Source organism: Pseudonocardia yunnanensis (assembly GCF_039534065.1).
GTDB lineage: Bacteria > Actinomycetota > Actinomycetes > Mycobacteriales > Pseudonocardiaceae > Pseudonocardia > Pseudonocardia yunnanensis.
The window spans coordinates 203,800-221,076 of sequence record NZ_BAAAUS010000027.1 but is presented as its reverse complement, the minus strand read 5'-3'; the positions used below and the strand labels follow the sequence as shown (position 1 = coordinate 221,076).

Here is a 17,277-nt window from a genome sequence, read left to right as displayed (position 1 = left end):
GCCCGCACACCGAGACGGCGCGCGGGCCACCCACTGACAGGCGGTACTCAGGAGGTCACTGCGCACTGACCCCTGTCCTGCCTCACCGGTCCCTGCGCCGACGGCTTGATGTCGAAGTCGAAGATCGCAGTCGGCAGGTACAGCGAACAGCAGGCGTTCGGAATGTCGACGATGCCGCTGACACGGCCCTCGATCGGCGCCGAACCCAGCAGCAGGTACGCCTGCTCGCCCGAGTAGCCGAACTTCTTCAGGTACTCGACGGCGTTGAGGCACGCCCGCCGGTAGGCGACGGTGGCGTCGAGGTAGTAGTTCTCGTCGCTCTCGCGGTCGACAGACACCCCGATGAAGGTCATGAACTCCGAGTACCGGGGCTCGACGTTGCCCGGCATGAACACCGGGTTCGTCGTGACCCCGTAGGTCTCCATCCCACCCTTGATCAGGTCGACGTGGAAGTCGATGAAACCACCCATCTCGATCGCGCCGCAGAAGGTGATCTCGCCGTCGCCCTGGCTGAAGTGCAGGTCTCCGCCGGAGAGCAACGCACCGGGCACGTGCACCGGGTAGAAGACCCGGGAGCCCCGGGTGAAGTTCTTGATGTCGTGGTTACCACCGTTCTCCCTGGCGGGCACCGTCCGGGCCCCGTCCCGCGCGATGCCTCCGGCTACGTCGCCGGTCGCCGTTCCGCCCAGCGTGTTCTCCTCCAGCGGCGGGAGGGCCAGTGGTGGCACGCGGTCCGGATCCGTCTGGATCAACGCCCGCTCGCGGGCATTCCAGCGGGCCAGGAGCTCGGCGGACGGCGCCGTGCCGAACAGGCCGGGATGCGTGATCCCCGTGTAGCGGATGCCCGGGAGGTGCCGGGACGTCGCCACCTGCCCCGAGAAGTCCCAGATCGCCTTGTAGGCGTCGGGGAAGTAGTCGGTCAGGAACCCGCCGCCGTTCGCCTTGGCGAAGATGCCGGTGTAGCCCCAGCCCTGACCGGGTGCGTCGCCGAACTCCTGAGGAGCCTGCACCGCCCCCAGGTCGAGAATGTCGACAACGAGCAGGTCACCCGGCTCGGCGCCCTCAACGGCGATGGGACCGCTCAGCATGTGAGCGTGGGTCAGGTCGACGTCGCGCACGTCGTTCGCCGAGTCGTTGTTGCCGATCTGCGCGTCGGTCCACTCCTTGCACTCCACCCGGAACTGCTGTCCCGGCCGGACCGTGACCGCCGCAGGCACATCCGGATGCCACCGGTTGTGCCCCGGGACCGCCTGATCGCGCATCGACTTGGACTGGTCGACGGTGAAAACCACTTCGGGCATGGTGGATCTCCTTCCGGATCTGGTCGGTCACCCCGTCGCCGCCGGGACGGTCGGCGCAGGAGTCGGTGCCGGTGCACGGCGAACACGCCGGCGGTCGAGCAGGTACAGCCCGCCGAACACGACGACGCCGCCGATGGCGAGCCCGATCGCGATCGCGGTCGGGTTACGCCACACGCCGGTGAGCAGCAGCATGGCCGGGATCGCTGCCGTGACCCAGGCCTCGATGATCGTCACCCAGCCGGTGTAGTTGGTGAGCGAGTCGCGCTTGAGGCCGAGTACCACGAAGAACAGCGCCCACAGGAACGCCCAGTAGAGCCAGATGACGCCGAACGCGGGATCACCGAGCAACTTGAAGTTCGCGACCGAGTAACCCAGCGCCGTGATGGCGACGAACAAGGAGAACCACCCCACACCGGTGGTGTCGAGCCCGGCCAGGAGCCCGATGCCGACGTAGAGGTACGTGAAGCCGAAGAGGAACAGGCCCGACGCCGCGAGGATCACCGCCGGGTCGCCACCCGACGTGAAGATCAGGTACAGCGGTGTGACGACCTGCAGCCCACCGACGAAGAGGTTGATCGGCGCAGCCGCTCTACCCTCGACGGCCCCGACCAGCAACAGGCCGTTGATGAACAGCACCGCTCCGACGTACAGCAGACCAACAATGGCCATCTCTGTCCTCCTCGCTGCGCCCATGACCCGGCGACGTGGCGCCGGTCGACCATCAGGTCAGCGGCAACGCGGTGGAGCGGAGCGCCGAGCTGGGGCGGCGACGGGTGCCCGGTGCGGTCGCAGCGGGCACCACGGGGACGTCCCAGACCGCGTCCTCGCGCAGCCGGTGCCTGTCGAGTCCCTGGTCCGTGCGGATGCGCGCGGGCTGCCGACGCGCCCCCGCCCGCAGCGGCCGGCGCGATCTCGCGCCGTCCGGGCCGGAGTTGCGGCGACCCGCGGGTCGCACTCCGGGCAGCGGAACTGGTACGTCGCCATCACATCTCGCAGCGTGTCCGGGGCCTCCGAACCGGGCCAGCGTAAGCCCGGCTGCAGCGGACCGGATAGGGCCGAACGGCCGTGGCCGAAGTGGCGTTTGCGCTGATCACAGGCCATATGATCGGCATCTCGGTAGCGCGGGACGCCATGTCGGCACCCCGGCGTTCTACTGTCGGGGAGTCCCCTCGACAAGCTTCCCGGGAGGTCTTCATGCCCACCAGACCACCGGTCATCACCGACGCCGCACCGTCCCTGGACGAGGAGCAGGCGCACCGCCGCCGCACGTACGTCATCCTGATGGTCGTCCACCTCATCGGGTTCGCGGCGTCCTACCCGCTCTACCTCTGGACGCCGGTCGCCGGCGTCGTGGCCGTCGTGCTCACCGGCGTGCTGCCCTGGATCGCAGTCCTGCTGGCGAACGCCGCGACCCGCCCCCGGCACTGACCCACTCGACCGAACGCACGAACGGCACTCTCCGCGGAGAGTGCCGTTCGTGCGTCAGTGCCCGGGGTTATGCGGCGAGAGCATGCGTGAGGGTGTCGACAGGGGCCGCAACCGTGAGGGCCGCGACGACGGAGGCGGGGACGACGGGCCGCAGCTCCGTGGCCGGGTTGCCGCCCCAGCGGGTGAACGGTGCCGTCTCCTCGCCCTTCATCAGGAAGGAGTCGGCACCGAGAACCGTGCCTTCGCCCATCGTGACCCCGTAGTGCACGAACGCGGCGACGCCGATGGTGGCACCCGAGCCGATCACCGTGCGGTCGGACTTGAACGTCCCGTCTTCGAGCGAGTGGCACTGGATCACGCTGCCGGCGTTCAGCGCGACGTCATCCCCGATGGTCACCAGCGTCTTGTCGGGGATCGAGCCGCCGTCGTCGAAGAGCCGCTTGCCGACCTTCACGCCCAGCAGCCGCCAGAGCACGGTACGGAACGGGGTGCCCGCCATCCCGAGCATCATGTTGTGCTTCCACAGCCGCTCGTGGCGCCAGAAGTACGGATCGTAGATCGAGACGAACTTCGGGCTGAGCTTCCGGAACCCCATCACGGCGCGCTCGGCGAACACTCCGAGGAGGGTGCCGAAGACCAGGTCGGCGAGAATTCCGACGACGGTGGCGACGGCGCCGAAGCGCGCGTAGAACTCCGAGCTGACGGCCAGAAGGACCACCAGCGCAACCAGCTGTACCCAACGGACCAGCAGGAACGTCGCCATGCTCCCGACGTTGTACCGGAGCTTGGCGCGCAGCCGCTGCCGGAGCACCTCCGGGGACCTCAGCTCGTCGAACTGGCTGTCACGCGCGACGCTGCGGGGGATCTCGAAGGCCGGCGACCCGAGCAGGCCGACATCTTCCCGCACCGGGCCGTCGATCGGCACCAGGACCTTCGTGGCCAGCAGGACGTTCGCGCCGATCTTGGCATCGGCCGGGTAGACGATGCCGTTGCCCAGGAAGTTGCGCTCACCGATCGCGATCCGCGACACGCGGAAGGAGCTGCTCGAGTAGTCGGTGTTGAGGACCGACAGGCCGTCGGAGACCATCGTGCCGGTCCCGATCCTCGTCAGGAGCGGCGAGTCCTGCTGCAGCTCGGTGCCGAAGTTCGACCCCGTCTGCTCCGTCTTCGACAGGTCATAGCCGAGGCCGCGGGCGTACGCGACAACCGCCGACGAGTCGCCGAACAGCGTCATGAAGAACGGCGAGTTGCTCACGAGCGTGATCAGCGACGCGACGACGTGGTGGAACCCGTAGAGCCGGTAGGTCCTGCCCGTCCGGAGCATCGGGGTGAGCAGGCGCGGCACCACGAACATCACTGCGAGCCACAGGATCAGACCGCCGAAGAACACCACCGCCGAGAGCGCCACCAGCGACAGGTAGTACGAGGGACCGGCGAGCGCGGCGACCGGGGGCTCGAAGAAGTTCTCCACCTGCGGAACGGCGGTGAGCAGTGTGATCACCGCGCCGGACAGCGCCGACAGCACCACCAGCGAGCCCAGCATCTCGGCCGTGCCGAAGACGAACCGCCGCACCGTGCCGCGCGGAGCCGGCACGACCAACCGGTAGTTCGTGGTGGCGGGCTCGGCCGGAACGCCGTGCCAGGCCTCACCGGCCGGGACGACCTGCCCCTCGTGCATCGACGATGCGTTGCCCAGCTGTGCGCCATCGCCCATCGTCGTGCCGATGTCGAGAACGCTCGTCTCGCCCACGAAGGCATCGCGGCCGACGGTGATCCGCCCGGTGCGCAGCACTCCGCCTTCAGCGTGGTATCCGCTGAAGATGACGTTGCGGCGGATGATCGAGTCGGCTCCGATGCTGATCAGGTCGGTGGCGACGGGGACGCTGCGCGACAGGATCGTGGCGCCGCGTCCGATCTTCGCGCCGAGGGCCCGCAGGTAGAGGTTGTAGACCGGGGACCCGGCGAACAGCGCCATCGGGTTGACCTGGATCAAGTTCTTGACCAGCCAGAACCGGAAGTAGCCCAGGCTCCAGAGCCGGATCTCCCGCTCCGTGAAGCGTCCGACCAAGGCCCACTTCGCCACGATCGGAAGCAGGGCCGTGGCGAGGAAGACCATCGCGGTGGCGGCAGCGGACCGGGCGAACACCTGCAGCAGGTCGGTGCCGTCGGACGCCCAGGTGAACACGCGGTCCACGACGAAGGAGCCGACGAACGTGACGGCCAGGAAGGTCAGCAGTTGCAGCGCGCCCGTCATCAGGTAGCCGACGGTGCTGGTGCGGACCACGGTGCCGGTGTCGACGGAACGCTCAGCCGCCGGGATCGGGCCGCCCACGGTGGCCGCAAGCTCACGGACCGTCGAGTGCTGGTAGATCTCGCGCATCGACAGCGAGGGCAGAGCGGTCTCCTTGCGCACCCTGGCCGAGAACTGGGCCATGAGCAGCGAGTTGGTGCCCAGGTCGTCGAAGAAGTCGTCCTCGACCGAGACCTGGTTCACGCCCAGCGTCCGCGCCAGCGCACCGGCGAGGATCTGCTCCGTCTCGCTCGCCGGGGCCACGTGCTCTCCCCCACGGGAGGTGGCGCGCCGCTCGGTGGGCGCGGGCAGGGCCCTGCGGTCCACCTTGTCCTGCGGGGTCATCGGGATGGCCGCGAGCTGCTCCAGGTACGCCGGGACCATGTAGGTGGGCAGGCGCTCCTTGAGGTGCGCCGTGATCTCCTCCGGGTCCAGCACGGCCGTGTCGGAACGCAGGCTGTAGTAGGCCACCAGTTCCGTCGCGCCCGGCGCCGGCTCGAACGTGTCGACCACGGCCGCGGCCACACCCGGCACCTGAAGCAGCACCGACTCGATCTCGGTCAGCTCGATGCGATAGCCGCGGATCTTGACCTGGAGGTCGATCCGGCCCATGTACTCGATCTCACCGGCCTCGTTGACCCGGCCCAGGTCGCCGGTGCGGTAGATCCGGCCGGAGGGGTTGCCCGAGATGCCGAGGAAATCGGGGATGAAGGCTTTCTGCGTCAGGTCGTCGCGGTTGAGGTAGCCCGCCGCCAGGCCGATCCCGGCGATCCCGATCTCCCCGACCGAGCCGTGCGGCAGGGCGCGCTGCGGGTCGTCGCGGTCCAGGATGACGGTGCTGTAGGTCGGCAGCGGCTGCCCGATCGTGACCGGCCGGTTCGGGTCCAGCGTGGTCCAGGTGGCGGTGACCGTGGCCTCGGTGGGCCCGTAGACGTTGAGGAACCGGCGGCCGGGCTTGTACCAGCGGGCGATCAGGTCCTGCGGGCAGGCCTCGCCGGAGACCAGCAGGAACCGCAGCTCCGGCAGATCCTCCTCGAGGGTGGCCAGCAGCGTCGGCACGCAGCACAGGGCGGTGACGTGCCGCTCGGTCAGGAAGTCGTGCAGGTCCCAGCCGAGCAGGGTCGACCCTGCAGGCTTCGGGACGAGGGTCGCCCCGGCCATCCACGGCACCCAGATCTCCTCGACCGAGAAGTCGAACGCGATCGTCATCCCCTGGTAGACGCGGTCCTGGGCGGAGATCCCGTATACCTCCGCGGCCACCCGCACGAAGTTGCAGATGCTGGCGTGCTCGATCGCCACGCCCTTGGGTCGTCCGGTCGTGCCGGAGGTGTAGATCAGGTAGGCCAGGTCCTCCACCGGCTCGCCACGCTCTGCGTCCGACAGCCGCGTCGGGCTCTGCTGCGCGATCGCGTTCGCGGCCTGATCGACGTACACCAGACCGGGCGCGAAATCCTCCAGGCCGTCGACGCGGTCCCGCACGTGCGAGAGCGACAGCACAATTCGCGCACCCGCGTCGGAGATGATGTAGGCGATCCGGTCGGACGGAAACCCGACGTCCAGCGGCACGTATGCAGCGTTGATCTTCAGGACGGCGAGCATCCCGATGTAGGAATGCACTGCCTGGTCGAACAGCAGCGCGATGCGGTCGCCCGGCCGGGCACCCTGTGCGATCAAGAAACGGGCCAGCCGGTTGGCGCGCTCGTCGAGTTCCGCGAAGGTCAGCGTGATCTCACCGGCGTCCACGGCCAGATGATCCGCATTCCCGGTGGAGCGCATCCCATCGGCCTGATCCTCGAAAAGATGATTGAGACGCTCACCGCTGTGGGTCCGCGGACCCTGCGCGTGATCGGCCGCCACCAGGACAAGACCCGGCGGCCGCGGGGCGGGCAGAGAGCCGGGTTCCTGCAGCAGCGTGCTCACGATGTCTCCTCGAACGAAACGACTTGTGACCTGTCGGGGCAGTAAAAGGGCGAACTGATCCGCGGCACGTCGCCGAACGACGCGCCGTATGAGAATTAGCCGAGAGAGCAGACCGGGGGGATATGTGCCGCGACGCTGCGCCAGTGCCGGTGTGAGACCGTCTCTCTATGGTTACTACGTGTCAACCGCGAGGAAGGTTCGCTGATTCCTCAAACTCTGAAGTGCTTCGCGCCACGCCCAGCGGGGTTCCGGGCCGGTCACACGGCGCTGCACCTCGAAGACCTTAACCCGCGGAGCACCAGTGGTCCGGACATGCGAAATTGCCGACAGTTATCGGCACGCGAAAACGAACGATCACGGCAATGGTGACACCGAAAAGTGCGCGGAGTCAGCCGTCGCTCGCTCCCGGTGAGCATGATGACCGGGCCTCGGTCGCGTGACCCACCGCACCGGCGCCCACCCCGGCAACTCGCCCCGATCGCTCGCGGCGAGTCCGGCCTTCTCGTTCCTCAGCCCGCTGCCGCGTGGTCCCGCCGCGGGTCGGCGACCAACCGGTTGAAGGTCCGCTGCACACGACGGTTCGCCCCGGCCAGATCAAGGGGCGGGAGAGCGTTCTGCGCGCGCCGTCGCGCACTGGCGGCCAGTGGCTCGAGGCCATCGGGGTCGGCGAAGGTGACAGCCGACAGGTCGACGTGCGACGTGAGCGGGAAGATCTCGAGCAACCGGAGCGCCTCGTCGAGTAGATCCGCGCTCGCCCTGTCGAGCTCTCCCCCGACCAGCAGGTGCACGCCGTCCCGTCGGTCGACCATGCGCCACCAGCAGGGCAGCACTCCGGGGTCGCTCGCGAGGTAGTCAGACGAAGAACGTTCGAGCACTGGTCGTCCTTTCACGGTGGTCGGGTCAGCGGAGCGCCACGACGGGCCGGGACGGCCACCCCCACGGCCGTGCCCCGCTGCTGCTGGTCAGATCGATCGCCGGTTGCGAGCCGCGGCTCGTGCGGCGGACGCGATCCCCGCAAACCGGATTTCCTTCTGCAATTCCCCGAACCTTCCTGCAATAGATGTTGATTCAACGGTACGACCGTGCCCACCCCAAGTGTCGACAGAATGGCGGGGGTGTAGCGCCGGTTACATGTGATGACCACAACCCAACGTCGGCAATTCGTCCGGTCGTGCGGGTAACTTCGCCGATCAACCCGGCGGAAGATTCAGAGCATAAGTCGAGAGCAGAACGAAAGGTCGCATCCGACAGGAACGAGACGAGTCCGGCGTCCGGCGTGCGGGGTCAGCGGCGCGGAGTCGTGAAGTCCGTGCGCGGCGGCTGCCCGACCGTGCCGGGCGGCATCACTCCCGCGGCCGGTCGCACGGGCTGAGGCGGTCCCCACGCGAGGGCGAGCACCAGCTGCGCCCGAGTACTGGGCGAATCGAGATCCTCGCCGAACAGCTCGTGCAGCTTCGCGAGCCGGTAGCGCACCGTCTGCGGGTGCACGTGCAGCTCCGCGGCGATCGCCCGCCGGTCGCCCATGTGCCGCAGCCAGGCGAGCAGGGTCTCGGACAGCCGCTCCCGCGACGCCGGTGACGAGGTGGCCAGCGGACCGAGCACGCGGGCCCGCAGCGCGTCGAGCAGCCCCGCGTCGCGATGCACGATGATCGCGTCGAGGTGGTCGGCGGTGAACACGGGATCGTCGACGAGCACGCCGCTGCGCTGGAGGCGCGCCGCGGTCTCGGCTATGTGCAGGCTGGCCGGGAGCCGGTCGGCGGGCACCGCCACGCCGACGACCGCGCGCGTGCCGCGCAGCACGGTGGAGAGCCTGCGCAGGTTGCGCCGCGACGGGTTCGGCACGATCGCGCCCAGCAGCGGCGGGCGGCTGAACACGATGTTCGACGGGTCGAGGCGGGCGAGGGCCTGGTGCGAGGCGGGGCTGTCGGGCTCCACCAGTACCACCGCCATCTCGTCCGGCAAGGGCCACTCGGCCCGCTCCGCCGCGGCCTGGACCGCCGCCTGGTCGGCTCTGTCGGAGAGCAGCAGCCCGACGAGTTCCTCACGGAGGCGCTCGCGGGTGACCGCTGCCTCCGACTGCTCCAGGACGTAGCCGCGGGCCGAGGACGAGGAGAGCTTGTCGACGAAGAGGAAGACCGCCTCGGCCAGCGCTGCCACGGTGCGCGGTTCGACACGCTGCTCGACGGCAACGGCCGACACGTGGCGCCAGAAGACGCGCGCTCCCATCTGGTAGGCGGACAGCAGCGTCGTCAGGTCGCTCCCCTGCCGCCACTGGATGCGGCCGATCTCCTCGAAGAGCTCACCTTCGACGCCGCCGTCGGCACCGCTGGTCGTCACGAGCGTGACGAGCCGGTTCAGGGCCGCGTCGGCGGCCACCCCCACCTCCGCACTGTTGGCGGCCAGGAACCGGGCGTAGTCGGGCCAGTCCTCCTCCAGAGCCAGACGCACCTCGTCCAGCAGCACGGGAAGGCGGTCGATCAGGGCAGGCACCAAGCCGGCCAGCGACGGATCTGGATCGTCCACACACATCTTGTACGCCTGTCCGGTCACGAGCAGGGGCCGAGTTGTACGAGTTTGACAAAATTGACCCCAAATAATTAACCACAGATGCGCAGAGACAGTGGACGGTTCCCGGGCAACATCGCCTCATGGCCGAACCGTCGTCGACACAGGACGCGACCGCCGGGCCGCTGCCTGGCGCCGAGACGCGGCTGCGCAGTGCGGAACAGGCAGAGAACTTCCCGGTAGCGCTGCGGATACTCCCCGCCCGGCTGCGCATCCGGCTGCGTGCGGTCTACGACGTGGTCCGCACGATCGACGATCTCGGTGACGAGTCCACAGGGGACCGGTTGTCCGAATTGCACGCATTCTCCGACGATCTCGCCGCGGTCTGGAAACGCGAGGGGCCCGGCCCCCTCGCGCCGGTGCTGCAGCGGCTGGTTCCCGTGGCCCGCGACGGGGGCCTGCCGCGTGAGCCGTTCGACCGGCTGATCGCGGCGAACCTGCAGGACCAGGAGGTCATGCGGTACCGCACCTGGGACGACCTGCTCGGCTACTGCCGGCTGTCCGCCGACCCCATCGGACGGCTCGTGCTCGCCATCTTCGAGGTCGACGCCCCGCCCGGTAGCGCCGTCGAACGCGGGAGCGACCAGGTCTGCACGGCACTGCAGCTGCTCGAGCACTGGCAGGACGTGGCGGAAGACCGCGACCGCGGCCGCGTCTACCTGCCCATCGAGGATCTCGAGCGCTTCGGTATCACCTTTCCGAGTGATGTCGTCCCCTCATCCGTCGACGACGCTCGGCTGAACGTGGGAGATCTCGGGGCGGCCGGCACACCGCCCGCGCTACGCAGACTGATCGCCCACGAGACCGCTCGTGCGGTGGCGCTCCTCGACCAGGGCGCCGCGGCGATGAGCGGCACATTGCACGGCTGGGCCCGTCTCGCCGTCGCCGGCTACGTGGCCGGTGGCCGGGCTGCGGCCGACGCGTTGCGTCGCGCCAAGTGGGACGTGCTGGCCGGCTCGCCGGCCGCCAGGCGACGTGACGTCGTCAGGCACCTCGTCCCCGACCTGATCCGGAGCACGCTGTGACCCCGCCACGCACCCCGCTCGATGCCGCCTACGAGGCGTGCGACGCCATCACCCGGCGGGAGGCCCGCAACTTCTACTACGGCATCCGTCTGCTGCCACCGGCGAAACGCTCGGCGCTCTGTGCCGTGTACGCCCTGGCCCGGCGCATCGACGACATCGGCGACGGCGACCTGCCCACCGCGGAGAAGGTGGCCGCTCTCGCCGACCTGCGGCAGTCGCTGCGGCGGCCGCCCGACGCGGCCGACCCCGTGCTCGTCGCGGTGACCGACGCGGTGACGCGCTACCCGATCCCGCTCGGCGCGTTCGACGAGCTCGTCGACGGGGTCGAGGCCGACGTCGCGATGGACGCCCGGTCCGACACCGCGAGCTGCTTCTACGAGTCGTTCGACGACATGGTCGGGTACTGCCGTTGCGTCGCAGGCTCGGTAGGGCGGCTCTGCCTGGGCATCTTCGGTTCGCGCCCGGACCCCGAGGCCTCGCGCTACGCCGACGTGCTGGGCATCGCGCTGCAGCAGACCAACATCCTGCGCGACATCCGCGAGGACCTGCAGAACGGTCGCATCTACCTACCCCGGGCGGAGCTCGAGCGTTTCGGCGTCGAACTGGTGCTCGACGAGCACGAGGTGCTGGTGGACAAGACCGGCGGCCTCGCGGAGCTGATCACGTTCAGCGCGGCGAGGGCACGCGAGTGGTACGCCGAAGGCCTCAAGCTCGTGCCACTGCTCGACCGGCGCAGCGCCGCCTGCGTCACCGCGATGTCCGGCATCTACCGCAAGCTGCTCGACGACATCGCCGCCGACCCGCCCTCGGTGTATCACCAGCGGCGGTCGCTGTCGGGCTGGCAGAAGGCAGCGGTGGCGGCACGGGCGCTCTCCGGCCGAGCACCCGCGGGAGTCCAGACCTCATGAGCGCCGGTACGGACGACGGCGCGAGCGCCAGGGTCGGGGTGATCGGCGGCGGACTCGCCGGGATCACCGCTGCTCTCCGGTGCGCCGACGCCGGGCTCGCGGTGACGCTGCTGGAGGCGCGGCCGCGGCTCGGGGGCCTCGCGTCCTCATTCCGGCGCGGCGAGCTCGACGTCGACAACGGACAGCACGTGTTCCTGCGCTGCTGCACGGCCTACAGGGCGCTGCTCGGGCGGCTAGGGGTGGCCGACCTGGTGACACTTCAGGATCGGCTGGACATCCCCGTCCGCATGCCTGGGCGGCGGCCCGGCCGGCTGCGCCGGTCCCGGCTGCCTGCGCCCCTGCACCTTGCGGGGGCGTTGTTGTGTCACCGTCCGTTGTCGTTGCAGGACCGACTGCGACTGGGCGCAGCAGCGCTCGCGCTGCGGAAGGTGGACCCGGCCGACCCCGCAACCGACGCCGTCAGCTTCGGTACGTGGCTCGCCGAGCACGGCCAGAGCCGCCGGGCCGTCGACGCGCTGTGGGACCTCGTAGGGGTGGCCACGCTCAACGCCAAGGCGGACTCCGCGTCGCTCGCACCAGCGGCCACCGTCTTCCGGCTCGGGCTGCTCACGGACGCGGCGGCCGGCGACATCGGCTGGGCCAGGGTGCCGCTCGGACGACTGCACGACGACGCGGCCGCGCGAGGGCTGCGCGAGGCCGGAGTGCAGGTGCACACCTCGACGAAGGTCCGCTCCCTGGAGCGCACGGGAGACGGATGGCAGATCGGCTCGGAGCGTGAAGGCGAGAGGGTGGAGGAGACCGTGGTCGACCAGATGATCTGCGCCGTACCGCCCACGGTGGCGGAGCGGCTGCTGCCTGCGGCGGCGCTCGACCTGCCGCAGGGTTGGTCCACGACGTTGGGCAGCGCTCCGATCGTGAACGTGCACGTGATCTACGACCGCACGGTGCTCGACGTGCCGTTCGTGGCGGGCGTGGACACCCCGGTGCAGTGGGTCTTCGACCGCACGGAGCAGTCCGGCCTGCATCGCACACACCCGGCTCCGGCGCAGTACCTGGCCGTCTCCCTGTCGGCCGCCGACGACCTGATCCGTACGCCGGCGGCGCGGTTGCGCGAGGAGATGCTGCCGGCCCTGGCCGCGCTGCTGCCGGCGGCGCGTGAGGCGCGGGTGCTGGACTTCTTCGTGACACGTGAGCCGCACGCGACGTTCCGGGCGTCCCCGGGCAGCGGCGCGCTCCGCCCACCTCCCACGACCCGGACCCCCGGGCTGTTCATGGCCGGGTCGTGGACCGACACCGGGTGGCCCGCCACGATGGAGGGCGCGGTCCGCAGCGGGAACGCCGCCGCCGACGCCGTGCTCTCCGCGGCAGGTGCACCGGTGCGCGCGGCGGGAGTCGCGACATGACCGCCTCCACCACCTCGACCACAGCCGTGGAGGCGCTGCGACGCTGCCGCGATCTCGTCACCCCCGCACTGCAGGGGGCTGTCGACCGGCTGGATCCCGCGAGCCGCGAGCAGGCGTCCTACCACCTGGGCTGGACCGAGCTCGACGGTTCGCCCGGCAACGGCGGCGGGAAGGCCGTGCGGCCCGCGCTCGCCCTGCTCTCCACGGAAGCCGCCGGCGCCCCGGCCGGCGTCGGACTGCCTGGTGCGGTGGCCGTCGAGCTCGTGCACAACTTCTCACTCCTGCACGACGACCTGATGGACGGCGACACCGAGCGCAGGCATCGCCGCACGGTGTGGGCACAGTGGGGCGCCCCGTCGGCGATCCTGACGGGCGACGCACTGCTCGCCCTGGCCGTCGAGATCCTGCTGGAGTCCGAGTCGCCGCACGCGGCGGCCGCGGCCTCGCTGATCGCCCGCACCACCCGCGAGCTCATCCGCGGCCAGGCGGAGGACGTCGCGTTCGAGCGGCGCGGCGACGTCAGCGTGGACGAGTGCCTGGCCATGGCCGCAGGGAAGACCGGATCGCTCCTGGCCGCGAGCGCCGAGATCGGGGCGCTGCTGGCCGGCGCCTGTCCCGCGGTCGCCGCGGCGCTGCGCACCTTCGGTGCCGAGGTCGGCGCCGCGTTCCAGCTCGTCGACGACCTGCTCGGGATCTGGGGGGACCCGACGGTCACCGGCAAGCCGGTGTTGTCAGACCTGCGCTCTCGCAAGAAGTCGCTTCCGGTGACGTACGCGGTGCACCACGGCGGCGCGGCCGGGGTGGAACTCGCGTGCTGGCTCGCCGGGAGCAGCGACGACGAGAAGGACCTGCGACGGGCAGCTGCGCTCGTCGAGACCGGTGGGGGCCGCGACTGGGCCGCCGCCGAGGCGCGCAGGCGTATGTCGCTGGCGGAGAAGGCCCTCGCCGGCGTCGACATCCCCCCTGTCGCCCGTGCCGAGCTCGTCGCCCTCGGCCGCCACCTCACCGACCGGGAGTTCTGATGACCCTCACGGCGCCCGAGACCACCTCCCGCAGCCTGCACTCGGCCCTCGACGCCGCAGTCGGCTTCCTGCGCGCCCAGCAGGATCAGCAGGGCTGGTGGAAGGGCGAGCTCGAGACCAACGTGACGATGGACGCCGAGGACCTGCTCCTGCGGGAGTTCCTCGGTATCCGCGAGGACCAGGAGACCGAGGAGGCCGCCCGCTGGATCCGGTCCCAGCAGCGTGCGGACGGCACGTGGGCGAACTTCCGGGGCGGCCCCGGCGACCTCTCGACCACCATCGAGGCCTGGGTGGCGCTGCGGCTTGCCGGTGATTCACCGGACGCGGAGCACATGCAGCGGGCGCAGAAGTTCGTGCTCGCCTGGGGCGGGGTGGAGAACAGCCGGGTGTTCACCCGGATCTGGCTCGCGCTGTTCGGGCTGTGGTCGTGGGACGACCTGCCCGATATGCCCCCGGAGATGATCTTCCTGCCGCGCTGGTTCCCGCTCAACGTCTACGACTGGGCCTGCTGGGCACGCCAGACCGTGGTCCCGCTGACCGTCGTCGCCACCCTGCGGCCGGCGCGGCCCTTGCCGTTCGGCATCGACGAGCTGCAATGCCCGCGGGAACGGCTCACCCCAGGGCAGCGGCAGGCTGCCCGGCCGCGACGGGCCCCGTTGTGGTCCTGGCCGGGGGCGTTCCAGCGGCTCGACAAGGTGCTGCACCGCTACTCGCGCAACCCCGTGCGGCCACTGCGCAGGCTCGCGATGCGCCGAGCCGCCGAGTGGGTCCTCGCCCGCCAGGAGGCCGACGGCTCTTGGGGCGGCATCCAGCCGCCGTGGGTGTACTCGCTGCTCTGCCTGCACCTGCTCGGCTATCCGATGGACCATCCCGCGATGAAGGCCGGCATCACCGGTCTCGACGGGTTCCTGGTCCGCGAGCAGACGCCCGACGGGTGGGTCCGCAGGCTCGAGGCCTGCCAGTCCCCCGTGTGGGACACCTGCCTGGCCGTCACCGCACTGCTGGACGCCGGCGTCGCCCCCGACGACCAGGCCGTGGTGCGCGCCGCGGACTGGATGCTCGCCGAGGAGATCCGCGTCACCGGAGACTGGTCCGTCCGCAGGCCGCACCTGGCTCCGGGCGGGTGGGCGTTCGAGTTCGACAACGACGGCTACCCGGACGTCGACGACACCGCCGAGGTCGTGCTGGCGCTGCGCCGCGTCGCCCACCCGGAGCCCGAACGGCTGCGTGCCGCCGTGGACCGCGGGGTCGACTGGGCGGTCGGCATGCAGTCGCAGGACGGCGGCTGGGGCGCGTTCGATGCCGACAACACCCGCGAGATCATCACGAAGCTGCCCTTCTGCGACTTCGGCGCCGTGATCGACCCGCCGTCCGCCGACGTCACCGCGCACATGGTGGAGATGCTCGCTGCCGAGGGCCTCTCCGACTCCGAGGCCTGCCGGCGTGGCGTCTCGTGGCTGTTCGCCTCCCAGGAGGACGACGGGTCGTGGTTCGGCCGGTGGGGCGCCAACCACGTGTACGGGACGGGTGGTGTCGTGCCGGCCCTCATCGCCGCCGGGGTGCCCGAGTCGTCACCGGCCATCCGCGCCGCGGTGCGCTGGCTGGAGCTGCACCAGAACCCCGACGGCGGCTGGGGCGAGGACCTGCGCTCCTACGCCGACCCGGAGTGGATCGGGCGTGGCACCTCCACGGCGTCCCAGACCGCGTGGGCGCTGCTCGCGCTGCTCGCGGCCGGTGAGCGTTCGACGGCCGTCGAGCGCGGTGTGCAGTGGCTGGTCGACACGCAGCTCGAGGACGGCTCGTGGGACGAGCCCGAGTTCACCGGCACCGGGTTCCCGGGCGCCTTCTACATCAACTACCACCTCTACCGGATGGTGTTCCCCGTCTCCGCACTCGGCCGTTACCTGGACGCGGACCGATGAGGAACCCCGTCGTCTGCACCCCTCTCCGGGCGGAGCGCATCGCCGTCGGCAGGCGACCCGGCGCCGCCCAGGTCGTCCGCACGGGTTTCGGCCCTCGCCGCTCGCGTGCCGCTGCGCACCGGATCGCCGCGGGCGGTGCCCGGCCGGTCCTCGTCGCGGGAGTGGCGGGAGCGCTCGACGCCCGGCTGCGACCCGGCGACCTGGTGGTCGCGGACGAGGTGCGAGGCGACGGGGTCGAACCGGTCATGGTGCCGAGCGCGGTGCCGCTGGCGGCCGCGCTGCGCCGGGTGGGCCTGCGCGTCCACGTCGGGCCGGTCTTCTCCAGTCCGTCCGTCGTCGACGGTGACCGCCGCTCCGAGCTCGCCAGGACCGGGGCGCTGGCCGTCGACATGGAGTCGGCCTGGCTCGCCGACGCAGCGGCGGGTGGCCCCTTCGCCGTGGTCCGCGCCGTCGTCGACACGCCGGACGCGCCGCTGTACCGGCCCTCCACGCTCGTTCACGGCCTGCGCGCGCTCCGGTCCCTGCGCCGCGCGGCGCCCGCCCTGGACGACTGGCTGGCCGCCACCGCACCGCGCACGGTCGAGCTCGCCGAGCCCCGGTCGTTCTGTGCGGGGGTCGAGCGCGCCATCGACGTCGTCGACCGGGCCCTCGACCGCTACGGGGCTCCGGTCTACGTGCGGCGGCAGATCGTGCACAACGCCCACGTGGTGCGCGGGCTGGAGCGCCGTGGGGCGGTGTTCGTCCAGGAGGTCGAGGAGATCCCCCGCGGCGCGGTCGCCGTGCTCGCCGCGCACGGGGTCGCCCCCGCTGTCCGCGCGCAGGCACGAGGCCGTGACCTCTCGGTGATCGACGCGACCTGTCCGCTCGTCGCGAAGGTGCACTCCGAGGTGCGCCGCTACTCCGAGCGCGGCGACACGGTGTTCCTCATCGGCCACGCCGACCACGAGGAGGTCGAGGGCACGGTCGGGGAGGCTCCGCAGCAGGTGGTGGTCGTCGAGGACGTCGCCGCCGCGCGGTCGGTGCAGCCCCGTGACGCACAACACGTGGCGTACGCGATGCAGACCACGCTCGCCGCCGACGAGGCCGAGGAGATCGCGCTCGTGCTGCGCGATCGCTTCCCCGAGCTCGCCGGGCCGCGACGCGACGACATCTGCTACGCCACCACCAACCGCCAGCGCGCGGTGCGCGCGGTGGCGCAGAAGGCCGACCTGGTGCTCGTCGTCGGCTCGCCGAACTCCTCGAACTCGCTCCGCCTCGTCGAGGTGGCCGGGCGCGAGGGCACACCTGCCCACCTGGTCGACGACGTCGGCGAGCTCGACCTGCGCTGGCTCGCCGGCGTGCGCCGGGTGGGCGTCACCGCCGGTGCGTCGGCACCCGACCACCTCGTCGACGAGGTGGTGTCCTGCCTCTCCGGTCTCGGGCCGGTGACCGTCACCACGGCCACCACCGGGACCGAGGACGTCTCATTCACCCTGCCCAAGGAGGTGAGCTGA

Annotated in this window: 13 protein-coding genes; 7 read left to right on the top strand and 6 right to left on the bottom strand. The window is 70.8% G+C overall.

Annotated features, from left to right (window positions below):
* Positions 1-47 precede the first annotated feature (47 nt).
* The 3 genes from fmdA to ABD743_RS25755 are packed head-to-tail and all read right to left on the bottom strand — an operon-like array spanning position 48 to position 2,256.
* On the bottom strand, positions 48-1,301 hold the full coding sequence (fmdA, locus tag ABD743_RS25765) for a formamidase (protein ID WP_344724788.1): 1,254 nt from the start codon (positions 1,299-1,301) through the stop codon (positions 48-50).
* Positions 1,302-1,328: 27 nt separating this feature from the next.
* Complete coding sequence (locus ABD743_RS25760; RefSeq protein WP_344724787.1) at positions 1,329-1,970, bottom strand: AmiS/UreI family transporter; 642 nt, start codon at positions 1,968-1,970, stop codon at positions 1,329-1,331.
* A 52-nt stretch (positions 1,971-2,022) separates the two neighbouring features.
* A complete protein-coding gene (locus tag ABD743_RS25755; RefSeq protein WP_344724786.1) occupies positions 2,023-2,256 on the bottom strand; it encodes a hypothetical protein in 234 nt (77 codons plus the stop codon).
* A gap of 239 nt (positions 2,257-2,495) precedes the next feature.
* Between ABD743_RS25755 and ABD743_RS25750 the strand changes: the two genes are divergently transcribed.
* A complete protein-coding gene (locus ABD743_RS25750) occupies positions 2,496-2,729 on the top strand; it encodes a DUF3099 domain-containing protein (RefSeq protein ID WP_344724785.1) in 234 nt (77 codons plus the stop codon).
* A 67-nt stretch (positions 2,730-2,796) separates the two neighbouring features.
* On the opposite strand, the gene ABD743_RS25745 is transcribed toward ABD743_RS25750, so the two are convergent.
* The 3 genes from ABD743_RS25745 to ABD743_RS25735 form a co-directional block, all read right to left on the bottom strand.
* Positions 2,797-6,939, bottom strand: coding sequence for a Pls/PosA family non-ribosomal peptide synthetase (locus ABD743_RS25745; RefSeq protein WP_344724784.1), 4,143 nt, complete (start codon positions 6,937-6,939; stop codon positions 2,797-2,799).
* A 509-nt stretch (positions 6,940-7,448) separates the two neighbouring features.
* A complete protein-coding gene (locus ABD743_RS25740; RefSeq protein WP_344724783.1) occupies positions 7,449-7,814 on the bottom strand; it encodes an STAS domain-containing protein in 366 nt (121 codons plus the stop codon).
* Between the two features lie 409 nt (positions 7,815-8,223).
* Complete coding sequence (locus ABD743_RS25735; protein ID WP_344724964.1) at positions 8,224-9,468, bottom strand: PucR family transcriptional regulator; 1,245 nt, start codon at positions 9,466-9,468, stop codon at positions 8,224-8,226.
* A 119-nt stretch (positions 9,469-9,587) separates the two neighbouring features.
* Between ABD743_RS25735 and ABD743_RS25730 the strand changes: the two genes are divergently transcribed.
* From ABD743_RS25730 to ispH, 6 genes are read left to right on the top strand one after another with little or no spacing between them, the layout of a single operon-like run.
* Complete coding sequence (locus ABD743_RS25730; protein ID WP_344724782.1) at positions 9,588-10,529, top strand: squalene/phytoene synthase family protein; 942 nt, start codon at positions 9,588-9,590, stop codon at positions 10,527-10,529.
* Positions 10,526-11,437, top strand: a complete 912-nt coding sequence (hpnD, locus tag ABD743_RS25725) for a presqualene diphosphate synthase HpnD (protein ID WP_344724781.1) — start codon at positions 10,526-10,528, stop codon at positions 11,435-11,437. Before ABD743_RS25730 ends, hpnD begins: the two co-directional genes overlap by 4 nt.
* Positions 11,434-12,840 carry a hydroxysqualene dehydroxylase HpnE gene (gene hpnE, locus ABD743_RS25720; RefSeq protein WP_344724780.1) on the top strand — a complete coding sequence of 469 codons (1,407 nt, stop codon included), beginning with the start codon at positions 11,434-11,436 and terminating at the stop codon, positions 12,838-12,840. Before hpnD ends, hpnE begins: the two co-directional genes overlap by 4 nt.
* On the top strand, positions 12,837-13,862 hold the full coding sequence (locus tag ABD743_RS25715) for a polyprenyl synthetase family protein (protein ID WP_344724779.1): 1,026 nt from the start codon (positions 12,837-12,839) through the stop codon (positions 13,860-13,862). Before hpnE ends, ABD743_RS25715 begins: the two co-directional genes overlap by 4 nt.
* Positions 13,862-15,784 carry a squalene--hopene cyclase gene (gene shc / locus ABD743_RS25710; protein ID WP_344724778.1) on the top strand — a complete coding sequence of 641 codons (1,923 nt, stop codon included), beginning with the start codon at positions 13,862-13,864 and terminating at the stop codon, positions 15,782-15,784. The genes ABD743_RS25715 and shc overlap by 1 nt, the downstream gene beginning before the upstream one ends.
* A complete protein-coding gene (gene ispH / locus ABD743_RS25705; RefSeq protein WP_344724777.1) occupies positions 15,781-17,277 on the top strand; it encodes a 4-hydroxy-3-methylbut-2-enyl diphosphate reductase in 1,497 nt (498 codons plus the stop codon). The genes shc and ispH overlap by 4 nt, the downstream gene beginning before the upstream one ends.